This is a genomic window from Ensifer adhaerens, from assembly GCF_001270265.1.
Classification (GTDB): Bacteria; Pseudomonadota; Alphaproteobacteria; order Rhizobiales; family Rhizobiaceae; genus Ensifer; species Ensifer adhaerens_B.
Map to the genome: position 1 here is coordinate 961,477 of NZ_LGAP01000001.1, position 12,650 is coordinate 974,126.

At 61.1% G+C, this 12,650-nt stretch carries 11 protein-coding genes; 6 read left to right on the forward strand and 5 right to left on the reverse strand.

Annotated features, from left to right (window positions below):
• Positions 1 to 12 precede the first annotated feature (12 nt).
• From AC244_RS04600 to AC244_RS04625, 6 genes are all read left to right on the forward strand, one after another.
• Positions 13 to 1,935: an LTA synthase family protein gene (locus AC244_RS04600; RefSeq protein WP_053247690.1), complete on the forward strand. Its 1,923-nt coding sequence runs from the start codon at positions 13 to 15 to the stop codon at positions 1,933 to 1,935.
• Between the two features lie 233 nt (positions 1,936 to 2,168).
• Positions 2,169 to 2,717 (forward strand): DUF1003 domain-containing protein, encoded by a 549-nt coding sequence (locus tag AC244_RS04605; RefSeq protein ID WP_053247567.1) that lies wholly within the window; start codon positions 2,169 to 2,171, stop codon positions 2,715 to 2,717.
• A gap of 196 nt (positions 2,718 to 2,913) precedes the next feature.
• Positions 2,914 to 3,336 (forward strand): TadE/TadG family type IV pilus assembly protein, encoded by a 423-nt coding sequence (locus AC244_RS04610; RefSeq protein ID WP_053247568.1) that lies wholly within the window; start codon positions 2,914 to 2,916, stop codon positions 3,334 to 3,336.
• A 1-nt stretch (position 3,337) separates the two neighbouring features.
• On the forward strand, positions 3,338 to 5,077 hold the full coding sequence (locus AC244_RS04615) for a pilus assembly protein TadG-related protein (RefSeq protein ID WP_053247569.1): 1,740 nt from the start codon (positions 3,338 to 3,340) through the stop codon (positions 5,075 to 5,077).
• A gap of 173 nt (positions 5,078 to 5,250) precedes the next feature.
• Positions 5,251 to 6,192, forward strand: a complete 942-nt coding sequence (locus AC244_RS04620) for a hypothetical protein (RefSeq protein ID WP_414735880.1) — start codon at positions 5,251 to 5,253, stop codon at positions 6,190 to 6,192.
• Between the two features lie 251 nt (positions 6,193 to 6,443).
• Positions 6,444 to 7,481 carry a MerR family transcriptional regulator gene (locus tag AC244_RS04625; protein ID WP_053247571.1) on the forward strand — a complete coding sequence of 346 codons (1,038 nt, stop codon included), beginning with the start codon at positions 6,444 to 6,446 and terminating at the stop codon, positions 7,479 to 7,481.
• A gap of 4 nt (positions 7,482 to 7,485) precedes the next feature.
• Here AC244_RS04625 and AC244_RS04630 read toward each other — a convergent pair whose 3' ends face one another.
• The 5 genes from AC244_RS04630 to rpiA all read right to left on the reverse strand — a co-directional run bounded on the left by AC244_RS04630 (position 7,486) and on the right by rpiA (position 12,599).
• On the reverse strand, positions 7,486 to 7,884 hold the full coding sequence (locus AC244_RS04630; protein WP_053247572.1) for a GFA family protein: 399 nt from the start codon (positions 7,882 to 7,884) through the stop codon (positions 7,486 to 7,488).
• 121 nt (positions 7,885 to 8,005) lie between these two features.
• Complete coding sequence (locus AC244_RS04635; protein WP_053247691.1) at positions 8,006 to 9,379, reverse strand: class II 3-deoxy-7-phosphoheptulonate synthase; 1,374 nt, start codon at positions 9,377 to 9,379, stop codon at positions 8,006 to 8,008.
• Between the two features lie 245 nt (positions 9,380 to 9,624).
• On the reverse strand, positions 9,625 to 11,016 hold the full coding sequence (gene gor / locus AC244_RS04640; RefSeq protein ID WP_053247573.1) for a glutathione-disulfide reductase: 1,392 nt from the start codon (positions 11,014 to 11,016) through the stop codon (positions 9,625 to 9,627).
• Positions 11,017 to 11,233: 217 nt separating this feature from the next.
• Positions 11,234 to 11,782 carry a DUF2059 domain-containing protein gene (locus tag AC244_RS04645; protein ID WP_053247574.1) on the reverse strand — a complete coding sequence of 183 codons (549 nt, stop codon included), beginning with the start codon at positions 11,780 to 11,782 and terminating at the stop codon, positions 11,234 to 11,236.
• Positions 11,783 to 11,903: 121 nt separating this feature from the next.
• On the reverse strand, positions 11,904 to 12,599 hold the full coding sequence (gene rpiA / locus AC244_RS04650) for a ribose-5-phosphate isomerase RpiA (RefSeq protein WP_053247575.1): 696 nt from the start codon (positions 12,597 to 12,599) through the stop codon (positions 11,904 to 11,906).
• Between the last annotated feature and the right edge of the window lie 51 nt (positions 12,600 to 12,650).

The following is a 12,650-nucleotide window of genomic DNA, read 5'->3' on the forward strand; positions in this document are numbered from 1 at the left end:
TTGGAGAAGATGTTGGCTAATATCGATTCAGCCGTAGCGAGGAGATCACGAGTCTACGTCGGTAGACCCGGATTTGCCGCACGGCACGCCAAGACGCTGACCTCCGCACGCAGTGCATTGTTCTCGCTGGCGATCGCGGCTGCGCTCGTTTTTGCAGTCGAGTTGATCGTGCGCCAGTCGATGGCCGACACAGTTGCCTACTTCCTCGATCCGATGCGCCCTGCCTGGACCACCGTCGGCGCATTCTTCCTCATCCTGCTCGCCATCGATGGCGTTTTCGGCCGCGAACACAAGTCCGCCGTGCTCCTTGCGCCCCTGGCGATCATCCCGGCCGTCATCTGCCAGCAGAAGCAGGTCTTCCTGTCCGACCCGCTCTATCCCACCGATTTCCTGTTCGGCCGCCAGATCCTCGAACTGATGCCGGTTCTGGTCAAGGACCGCCCTTGGACCGCCGTCGGCATCGTTGTCGGCCTCATCGCAGCCGTTGCCGCCATCGGCCTCTTGCTGCGCTACGCCTGGCGCAATTTCCCCAAGCTGACGCGCCGCGAGCGCATCGCGCGTGCGGCCTTTGCGTTGCCGCTGCTCTTCGCCTTCTGGAACGTCATGGACTACAACCAGTTTTCCTGGATCCGTGACCGCCTGAAGGTCATCCCGATCATGTGGGATCAGACCGAAAACTACCGCCACAATGGATTTGCGCTCGCCTTTGCGATCAACCTGCCGATGGCCAATGTCAGCGCGCCGGGCGGCTACATGGCCGATGCGATCGACCGCATCCCGGTCAAGCCGCTGCCGGCCGGTACCTCCCACCGCAGCAAGCCTGATGTCATCGTGCTGATGAGCGAATCTTTCTGGGATCCGACGCGTCTGCCGAACGTCAAGCTGACGCCCGACCCGATGCCGACGATCCGCGAGATGCAGTCCGGCAACGTGTTCTCGCCCGAGTTCGGCGGCATGACGGCCAATGTCGAATTCGAAGCGCTGACCGGCTTCTCGAACGCCTTCCTGCCCTATGGCAGCATTCCGTACCAGCAGTATATCCGCAATCCGATCCCGTCGCTTGCCACCTTCTTCCGTGGCGAGGGTTACGTTTCGCGCGCCATCCATCCGTTCCAGAGTTGGTTCTGGAACCGCACGGCCGTCTACAAGGCTTTCGGCTTCGACACGTTCAAGTCGGAGGAAAACATGCCGCCGATGAAGAAGCGCGGCATCTTCGCCTCGGACGAATCGCTGACCAAGGAGATCATCCGCCAGGCGGATGCGATGGACGACCCGTTCTTCTTCTTCGCGGTGACGCTGCAGGGCCACGGCCCCTATGAGCCCAACCGCTATGCCAAGAACACCATCAAGGTCGAAGGCAACCTGCCCGAGAGCGACCGTCAGGTGCTTGCCACCTATGCGCAGGGCGTCAAGGAAGCCGACGAAAGCCTGAAGAAGCTCATGGATTGGGCCAAGGAACGCGACCGCGAAACCATCATCGTGCTCTTCGGCGACCACCTGCCGCCGCTGAACACCGTCTATACCAACACCGGTTTCATGAAGGGCGTGACCGCCGAGCGCAAGGGTCCGAAGGACCAGATGAAGGCCCAGCACGAGACGCCGCTCGTCGTCTGGTCGAACAAGACGGGTCCGAAGAAGAATGTCGGTACGATCAGCCCGGCTTTCCTCTCCTACCAGATCTTGAAGCAGTCCGGTTACGAGCATCCCTATTACACCGGCTTCCTCGGCAAGGTGCATGACCAGTACCGCGTCCTCGACCGCTACATGCTGATCCGCAAGAACGGCAAGGATGTCGCCGAGTGGTCGCGCCAACCGAAGGTGCCGGCGCTGCTGCGCGACTACCGCTTCCTGCAGCACGACATGATGTTCGGCAAACGCTACTCGACCGACCGCTTCTTCAAGTCGCACGCGGATCTCTACGCCGCAGGTTTCTAAAGCATGTCGCGCAAAAGTGTGCTGCGGTTTTGCGATGACGACATGCGCAAGAACAAGAGCTCAAAGCGCAACAGCGAATCCTAGAGATCGCGACGCGCTTTAGTGCAACGTGTTTGAGAACCGGACAGAGCCGGACGGGCGACCGTCCGGCTCTTCTCATTTTCACCTATCCCGTTGATTTCCTCGCCGAAGTGGTGCGCTAGATATCCTCCGGTCCATTTCCGGAGACAATCATGCCGCACTTCAACGACCTTTCTCAGCACCTCTTCGGCAAACCGATCGCCGAACTCGGCGAGATTGAGCGCCGTATCCTGACCCGTGCGAAGGAAAGACGCACAGTTGCGACGGACACCAATGCCGAGTTCAGCGCCGAGCTTACCGTCGGCGATCGGCTCGCCGACGCCATTGCCAGGGTTGGCGGCTCCTGGGGCTTCATTCTCGGCTTTTGCGGCTTTCTCGTCGCCTGGGTGATCATCAACACTGTGTTGCTGGTGACCGGAGCCTTCGACCCCTACCCCTTCATTTTCCTGAACCTGCTGCTCTCAATGCTGGCTGCCTTGCAGGCGCCCGTCATCATGATGTCCCAGAACCGGCAGGCCGAGCGTGATCGCTTCGCTGCGGCAAAGGACTATGAGGTCAATCTGAAATCGGAAGTCGAACTGATCGCCCTGCATCACAAGGTCGACGACGTGCTGCTGCGCGAGATCGCCGAGCTACGCTCCGACATCGCCAATCTCAATCGCCAGCTTGCCCAATATCGGCACGCGCCCGACAACGAATAGCCGCTGCGAAAGCAGCTGACGCACGCCAGAATCTGCAGAATTCCTAATTCAATCATAAATTTGCATTTTGCAACAATAGGCGATTTCTAGCCATTGAAACAACCTATTCGCGTATCGAAAAATTAATACTTGGGGCGCAGCGTTAAAAGCGCAGGGACAAAGAAAAAGCAGTCACGGTTCGGTCGGAGTTGCTCGAATGTCCAGATTAACGCGCCTGTTCCGCGGCCGCGATGGCGCTGCCGCAATTGAATTTGCAATCATCGCCCCACTCTTCTTTCTATGCGTGCTGACGTTGATCGCCTATGGCATCTACCTCAGTGCCGCCCACTCCATTCAGCAGATTGCCGCCGATGCTGCGCGCACCGCCATTGCCGGGCTTTCCGAGAGCGAGCGTGAACGTCTTGCCACGGACTACATCCAGCGCACGACGATGGATCAGTCCTTCATCAAGTCCTCCCGCATGACGGTGACCGTCAAGGACGACGCCGGCAACACCAACCAGTTCACCGTCAGGATCATGTACGACGCCGGCGATCTTCCGATCTTCAACATGTTCACCTTTGCGATGCCGAGCGAGAAGATCGAACGCTTCGCGACGATACGCGTGGGAGGCATCTGACATGATCCTGAAGGCGCCAGGAATACGATCCCTCGCCCGGTCCAGGGATGGCAATATCGGCATATCCGCCGCTCTGATCATGCCGCTCGTGATCATGTCCATGGGGCTCGGCATCGACTACGGTTACCTCACCGTCCAGAGGCAAGAGATGCAGTCGACGGTCGATCTTGCCGCCATTGCCGCTGCATCGAACGTCTCTTCCGCCGAGCAGGCGGTCCTCAAGTACTTCTCCAACAACGGCCTTAATTTCGCGGTTGCGACGCCCGCTGGTCTGCTGACGGTCGACGGCAAGGTTCTGCCGCCAGGCGACATCGGCACCGCGAAGGTCGACGGGGTGGCAACGGTCACGCGTGGGCGCTATGTGCCCGATCCGAACATCGCCGCGGGCCAGCGCTTCATCAAGGACGCGACCCCTTCAGATGCGGTCCAGATGCATCTGGAAAAGAAGGGCCTGATCTATCTTGCCTCCGTCTTCAGCGAGCCACCGGACCTGAGCGTCGTCGGCACAGCGGCTAGTTCGAAGGTTGCGGCCTTTTCTGTCGGATCACGCCTTGCCAGCCTGAACGACGGTCTGCTCAACGCCATTCTCGGCCAGATGCTCGGCACGAACATCTCGTTGAAAGTGATGGACTACAACGCCCTGATCGACGCTGATATCGACATCCAGCCCTTCCTGAAGATCATTGCGACCAAGCTCAGCCTGACTGCCGCCTCCTATGAGGACGTACTCGACGCCAATCTGACGATGCCGCAATTGTTGTCGTCGATGCGGCTGTTCCAGGGGCTGTCCGGCACGGTAACCTCCGCCCTCAAAAGCATCGAACTGGCGACGGCCAACAACAAGAAAACCTTCACGTTGGCGCAGATCCTCAATCTCGATCCCAAGAAGGACCTGAGCGTCGACGCCGGGTCGGATTGGACGATGAAGGTCAGCGCACTGCAGATCGTATCTGCCGCCGCCGCCATTGCCAACGGCGAGAACCAGATTGCACTTAACGCCGTCGCGGGCCTGCCGGGAATAGCCTCGACTACAGTGAAACTTGCGATCGGCGAACCGCCGGTCGAGACGCCGAGCCACCGGCTTGGCACCCCGGGCGCGGCGGTGCGCACGGCACAGACCCGGCTCGCGGTCGAGGTGGGCATAGACGGGCTGGCTGCGCTTGCAGGCATTCGCATCCGTCTGCCGATCTATGTCGAGCTGGCCCACGCCGAAGCCAAGCTTTCCGACATCCGCTGCTACGGCGGCAAGCCGGAGAACGCGGCAGTCGTCGTCGATGCGGTGCCGGGCGTCGCCGAAATCGCCATCGGCGACGTCAACCCGAAGGTGCTTTCGAGTTTCTCCTCCGACGCTCGGGTCGAACGCGCCCGCATCGTCGATGCGCTGGTGGTCAAAATTGACGCTATCGCTCACGTCGAGGCGCAGAACCTTCAGGCTTCCCGGCTCACCTTCAGCCCCGCCGAAGTGGCCGCACGCTCGATCAAGAGCGTATCGACCAAGGACATCCTGTCATCGACGACGAAGACCCTGCTCAACAATCTGGATCTCAACATTCAGGTGTTGTTCCTCACGCTCGGCAGCCCCACGGTCCTGCAGCAGGCGCTGGCCCAGACCCTCGGCGCTGTCACGAAACCGGTGGATGATCTGCTCTACAACCTGTTGCTCCTGGTAGGGGTACGGGTGGGCGAAGCGGATATCCGTGTCACCGGCGTCAAATGCCAACCGCCGGTGCTCGTGCAGTAACAGCATCCCGACCAACACAAGGGGGTTGGCAACGGAAAAATCCGCTGCCAGCCCTTTCGAACAAAAACGCGGGTTCGCACGTTATGAGCAAGGTAAAGCTGCTACAAGCAGTAGAGTTGAGTAGTATCGAAGCAAGCGTGGCGAGGGATCGGCCCCCGAGACGTACGCGAGAGATGGTCGGGAGATGTGCACAGCAGATGCATTTGGTGGCAAAACAGGGGGATGTTACACCGGCAAAACCGCTCGCCTTCACAGCGGACGGAATCTTGCGCAACCCGCTGCTGCGCGAGACGCTGCAGATCAGCGCCCGCGATCTGATGGCGGTTTACGATATCTTTCCGCGCGTGGCCCGTCTCGTCGCCTCCCACCAGAAATGGATCTTAACGCAGGCCGCCTATGCGCTTCATCTTGAGCGCGACCCGTCTCACCCTGATTCTGGTGTTACCGCTGCACGGCTGTTGAAGTTCATGCACGAAACCGGTGGTGCCAGCAGAAACACGGCGGCCGCATTCCTGGCTGAACTACTCGCCTACAAACTGCTGCGCGATGCCAGCGGCGAGCGGAAGAACAAGAAGGTTCGCCCTCTGGAGCCGACGGAAGTCAGCGAGAACGCGATGATGCGTTGGTTCATGAGCCAGATGGGCACGCTCGACCGCCTTGATGGCGGGCGTCGGCTGGAGCATGTGGAGGCTGACACGTCGGTACTCGGACGAACGCAGCCGATCGCGGCAAGAATGCTCCTTTCCGACAAGAACTGGAGCGAGCCCCCCGCAGGCGTTGCCATCTTCGTCTGGACCGAATGCGGTGGCTTGTTACTCGACGATCTGATGGCGCGTCCCAAAAGTCTGACGCCTGTGGACGGGAAGGTCTGGCTCGAACTCAATCTGGCTGAACTTGCCACGCATTACACGATCTCCAATACCCATGTCCGCAGACTGTTCACCAAGGCTCAGGACTCCGGCTACATCGGTCGATCGAACGACGGTTCGCGCGGCCGCTTCTGGATGAGCGCCCGGCTGGTCGACGAATATTGCCGCTGGCAGGCCGTCAAGCTCGCCGCATTGGCCAATGCCTATGAAAGAGCCACGGCTGGTGCCGTCCGCTTGGCGGAGTAGCATAGCCTCCTTCCAACCGCAGAACCGTCCCGATCCTTCATCAAAAGCTTTGCTCGGTGCTGCAAGCGCACGAAATTGGCATTACAGCGCCGCGCGTCTGTCCAGGCGTGCAAAGGTCGCTGTAACACGTTGAGCTGCTGCATAATTTTATCCTTAAACCGATTCCGATCTAAGGAATTATGCAGTAGCCGGTTGACCCGTCCCCAGGGGCAGGACCGATAAGGACTGCGGCCAACTGGACGAGGTGATTCGTGAGTTCTTCCGCACAATTCTTGAATGCGACCGAGGCCGCCAAACGCCTCGGCGTCTCGGTCAAGGCACTTCGCCTCTACGAAGAGCGGGGCCTGATCGCCCCGGTGCGCACTTCGGTGGGCTGGCGGACCTACGGTCCGGCGGAAATGCAGCGCGCAAGCGAGATAGCCGCCCTGCGGTCGCTTGGCCTCAGCCTGGCACAAATCGGCCGGGTGCTTGACGGCGGCACGCAGCAGCTTGGCCCCGCATTGGCAGAGCAGCAGGCGTTGCTCGAAGCGCGGACGCAAGACCTGCATGATACCGTCGAAAAAGTCCGGCGCCTCAGGCAAGACCTGGCCGCCGATAAGGCATCCACCTTGCGGGAGTGGACACAGAAGACGCCGCCAGCCGGCGGCAATCCCAAGATTGTCCTCGATCTTCCGTGGCCATGGGGCGGCGAAGAATTCACGCTCGACGCCATTCGCCGGCTGACCTATATCACCGGACCGCTCGGCAGCGGCAAGACCCGCTTGGCCCGTGCCATCGCCACTGCCCTGCCCGGCACAGCTTTCATCGGCCTCACACGGCTGGACGCCGAAAACATCCAGACCATGCAACACCTGATCGAGGCCGAACCTGAACTGAAATCGCGCATAGCGACCGTACTCGCACGACTGGTGGAAGATGGTGCCACCGCATCCTCCGCTTTAACGGCGCTGCTGGTCGCGCTGGAGTCGGACGCCAAGGCGTTCGTGGTCGACATGATCGAACAGGGTCTCGACGCCGCATCGCAGGCCGCTCTGATGGCCCACTTGCGCCACGGCCGCACCGACAGGAGGCCGATCTTCATGCTCACTCGGTCCAACGCGATCCTGAATCTGGCTGACGTTGGGGCCGACGAAACCATCATTCTCTGCCCTGCCAACCATAACCCGCCGAGCGAGGTCCCGCCTTACCCGGGAGCCCCGGATTATGAAACCATCGCCAACTGCCTGGCGTCGCCACAGGTCCGGGCGCGGACCGAAGGCGTCATCGCGTGGAGGCCGGAAGTGGCCTGAGCACTTACGACCGCCCGGCTTCAAACTTGGGCAGCTCGTCGTCGATCTCGTAGAAGTCGCCCTTGTCTGCGCAATAGATGTGGTAGCCGGGTTTCAGGTCCGTCGGCTTATCGAAGGCGCCGGCCATGATCGAGGTGTAGTCGAGGCCATCCGATTTCCAGAACAGAGCTGAGCCGCAATGGCGGCAAAACCCGCGCTGGGCGCCGTCGCTCGAGCGATACCAGGTCACGTCCCCGGCGCCCTCAAGTTCCATGTCGCGATCCAGGACATTGGTCGCGGCGTAGTAGAGACCGGTCTGCTTGCGGCATTGGGTGCAATGGCAAAAGATCAGCTTGCGCAGTTCGCCCCGCGTCTTGAAGCGCACTGCAGCGCAAAGGCAGCTGCCGCTGTGGATATCCGACATGGTCCCCCGACCTCCTGAAACGAGAAATGCCGGGCCAGCTTCGTGAGCTGGCCCGGCATTGTCAATTTCATAGTGCCGGCCCGAGGTTCAGAAAAACTGAACCGTCGGTCATACGAGATGATCAGCCGTTGACGACCAGTCTCTTCTCGTCGCGGCCACCCTTCATGCGTTCGGCAAGCAGGAACGCCAGTTCCAGTGCCTGGTCCGCATTGAGGCGCGGATCGCAATGGGTGTGGTAGCGATCGGCCAGATCGTCGCCCGAAAGCGCGCGGGCGCCGCCCGTGCATTCGGTGACGTCGTTGCCTGTCATCTCGATATGGATGCCGCCCGGATGCGAACCTTCCGCACGGTGGATCTGGAAGAAGCTTTCGACTTCCGACAGGATCCGTTCGAACGGCCGGGTCTTGTAGTTGTTGAGCGTGATCGTGTTGCCGTGCATCGGATCACAGGACCAGACGACCTTCTTGCCTTCGCGCTCGACCGCGCGGATGAGGCGCGGCAGGTGCTCTGCAACCTTGTCGTGGCCAAAGCGGCAGATCAGCGTCAGGCGGCCGGCTTCGTTGGCCGGGTTGAGCAGATCGATCAGTTCCAGCAGGCCGTCGGCCGTCAGCGACGGGCCGCACTTGAGGCCGAGCGGGTTCTTGATACCACGGCAATACTCGATATGGGCGTGGTCGGGCTGGCGCGTACGGTCGCCGATCCAGATCATGTGGCCCGAGGTTGCATACCAATCGCCCGAGGTCGAATCGACACGGGTCAGCGCCTGTTCGTAGCCGAGCAGCAGCGCCTCGTGGCTGGTGAAGAAATCGGTCTCGCGCAGGCTCGGATGGTTTTCTGAGGTGATGCCGATCGCCTTCATGAAATCCATCGTCTCGGAGATCCGGTCGGCGAGCTTGCGGTAGCGTTCCGCCTGCGGGCTATCCTTGACGAAGCCGAGCATCCACTGGTGAACGTTGTCCAGGTTGGCATAGCCGCCCATCGCAAAAGCACGCAGCAGGTTGAGCGTCGCGGCGGACTGGCGGTAGGCCATGATCTGCCGTTCCGGGTTCGGCACGCGGTCTTCTTCGGTGAACTCGATGCCGTTGATGATGTCGCCGCGGTAGCTCGGCAGCTCGACGTCGCCCTGCTTCTCAATGTTGGACGAGCGCGGCTTGGCAAACTGGCCGGCGATGCGGCCGACCTTGACCACCGGCTGCTGGGCGCCGAACGTCAGAACGACGGCCATCTGCAGGAAGGCGCGGAAGAAGTCGCGGATCGTGTCTGCACCGTGCTCGGCAAAGCTCTCGGCGCAATCGCCGCCCTGCAGCAGAAAGCCGCGGCCTTCGGCAACATTGGCAAGAGCACTTTTCAGACGCCGCGCCTCACCGGCAAACACCAGCGGCGGATACTTCGCGAGCTTCGCTTCCGTCGCCGCAAGAGCTGCAAGGTCCGGATAGTCCGGAACCTGCTGGATGGGTTTCTGCCGCCAGCTATTCGGAGTCCAAGTCTGTGCCATTTCGATCACCTGTTGTCTGCCGCGGACTTCGGTCCGCGCGGGTCGCATCCTGACGGTTTTGACACCGCCCGGTATTCGGAAATTTCACTGCGTCCGCGTGCCCTGCTCCAGCGCATGGCCAAGCCCTCGCGCCCGCCCGAAGCCGGTGACTTCGCGGATGCGGGCTTATAGACGTTAAGCGATGGCTTGGAAAGACATCCTACCAGAATTCATGGATTCCGGCGCCAGCAAAGCGACCGCCCTGCTCAGCCGACGCGCTCGCCCTTGCGCAGGCGATAGGTTGGCGCATACATCGTCACGAGCTCCTCCGATGCCGTCGGGTGAACGGCCATCGTTCGGTCGAAGTCGTCCTTGGTGCACCCGGCCTTCAGCGAAATGCCGAGCAACTGCGCCATCTCGCCGGCATCGTGGCCGAGAATGTGGGCGCCCAGCACCTTGCGGTCGGCAGCGTTGACGATCAGCTTCATGATCATCTTTTCCTTGCGGCCGGAAAGCGTCGCCTTCATCGGTCGGAACTCGGCGCGATAGACTTCCAGCTCTTCGAACTGGCGTGCCGCCTGCTCCTCGCTGAGGCCGACGGTGCCGATCTCCGGCTGAGAGAAGACCGCAGTCGCGATCAGATCGTGGTCGGGCGATACCGGGTTGTTCTTGTATTCGGTCTCGATGAAGCACATCGCCTCGTGGATCGCGACCGGTGTCAGCTGGACGCGGTCGGTTACGTCGCCGAGCGCATAAATGCCGGGCGCACTCGTGCGCGAGAAGGCGTCGACGACGATCGCGCCGCGCTCGTCCGTGTTCACGCCGGCGCTCTCCAGCCCCAGCCCCTTGATGTTCGGCACGCGACCGAGCGCCAGCATGATCTGATCGACGGCAATTTCGCCGTGTTTCATCGTCTGCGCCACGCGCTTGCCGTCTGCGCCCGTGGCCACCGACTGAATGATGTCCTCGCAAAGGATGCGGATGCCCTTTTCCTCCATTGCCTTGTGCAGACCACGGCGAAGATCCTGATCGAAGCGCGAGAGGATTTCCTTGCCGCGATAGATCAGCGTCGTCTCGACACCGAGACCATGGAACACATTGGCGAACTCGACCGCGATGTAGCCGCCGCCGGCAATCAGGATCGACTTCGGAAGTTCGGCGAGGTCGAAAGCTTCATTTGAAGAGATGCAGAGTTCATGACCCGGCAAAGCGTCATGCGGCGTCGGATGCCCACCTACGGCGATGACGATACGCTCGGCGGTCACGGTCTTGCCGGTATCGAGCAGGCGAACCGTATTCGGGCCAACAAGCTCCGCCCGCGTGCGCAGGATCTCCGCGCCGGCATTGGCGAGCCCCTTCTCGTAGAGGCCTTCAAGCCGCGTGATCTCCTGTTCCTTGGCAACAACGAGCTTTTGCCAATCGAACCGGCTTTCACCGACGGTCCAGCCGAAGCCGGCCGCATCCTCGAAATGTTCGGAATATTGCGACGCGTAGACATAGAGCTTCTTCGGCACGCAGCCACGGATGACGCAGGTGCCGCCGTAGCGGAACTCCTCGGCGATCGCGACCTTCTTGCCCATGTTCGCCGCGAGTCGACCGCTTCTGACGCCACCGGAGCCGCCACCGATTACGAAGAGGTCATAGTCGAAAGCGGGCATGGCGAACTCCTGAAGGTCGTGCAGACTGCAATTGGTGTGATGAGGGACACCGTCCGGTCGACATCTCGCCGACAGCATGCCCTGCCCGGGGTGGGAGCCCCGTCGCAGGCACATATAGTGTTGCACTGCGGAAAAAGAAAAGCCCGGATCGCTCCGGGCTCGTCAAAACGTGATGTGATTGCTCGACTGGCCCGAGGTCAGTCCAACTGGCCCAGGATTATTGGGCAGGCGTCGCAGGCGTGCCTTCAACAAGCGCCGGAGCCGACGTGCCGACCTTGGCGTCGAGCGACTTCGTCGCCTCAGTGTTGAGGTCACGCGAAACGCCAGCCGCCCAGATGTCAGCCGCCTTCAGCAGTTCGCGCGAAGCGATCGGGCCGTCGTTCAGGAGCTTCTTGCCGGCGGTCGAGTTGTAGAACTCGGTGATGGCGTTCAGCTCTTCGAGCGTAAAGGTCTTGGCGTAGATCGTCGCCGCTTCGTTTTCGAGATCGGCGCGGCGCGCTGCCAAGGACAAAGCCTTTTCGTCGACGGTCGCGGTGATCAGTTCCTGGAAGTTCGGCGAAGCCTGGATCAGGGTGTTCTTCAGACGCTCGGCGAGGTTCGGCAGGATGTTGTCGAAGTTGTTGGTGACGCCGAGTGCGGCGATGGTCGCACGAGCGGCCTTGATCTGGGCGTCGGAGACGTCCTGAGCCTGGACCGCCGGAATGGATGCAGAAAGGAGAACCGCGGTGGCTGCGAATGTGCGGACAAGACCTGCGAGTTTGTTCATTTTTATCCATGCTCCTGTGTTTGTCGCATGCTGCCCGGGCGATTGCCGCCGCCAGGCCCGCATGTGTGGTAACCTGTTTTCTTCACCGTTCCCTGCTCCTGGCGGAGCAGCGGGAACCGGCTCAAGACGCGGTCAGAATGCGTGCCTCTTCCGGTCCGGCAATAATTGCCAGCGACGCGATGCCGATGAAAAGTCCATGCTCGACGACACCGGGAATGGCATTCAGCTCTCCCGCGAGCGCATCTGCATCAGGAATACGGCCAAAAGATGCATCAAGAATGAGGTGTCCACCGTCCGTCTTGAATGGCCCGTCACCTGAGTTGCGCACGGAGATATCGCCGGAAAGGCCGAGGCGCGAAGCCACCTTTTCGATGGCGATACGCGTTGCCACCTGGCCAAACAAATTGACCTCTATCGGCAGCTTGAATGCGCCGAGCACATCGACGACTTTGCTTTCGTCGGCGATGACGATCATGCGCTTGGAAGCAGCCGCGACGATCTTCTCGCGCAACAACGCGCCGCCGCCGCCCTTGATCAGCCGCAACTGGCCGTCGACCTCGTCGGCGCCGTCGATCGTCAGGTCCAGTTCCGGCAGTTCGTCCAGCGATTTCAGCTGCACGCCGAGCTCCAGGCAAAGACGCGCCGTACGCTCGGAGGTCGGAACGCCTTCGATGCGAAAACCTGCGGCGACCTTCTCGGCCAAGAGCCGAACGAACTCCTCCGCAGTCGATCCCGTCCCGATGCCGAGCCGCATGCCGTCTTCGACATATTCGAGCGCCGCTGCCGCGGCTTTGATTTTCATTTGGCGGGCGTCCATACGCCAGTCGCTCCCTTTTGTTCACCGGATGTAGATATGGTGACCCATCTT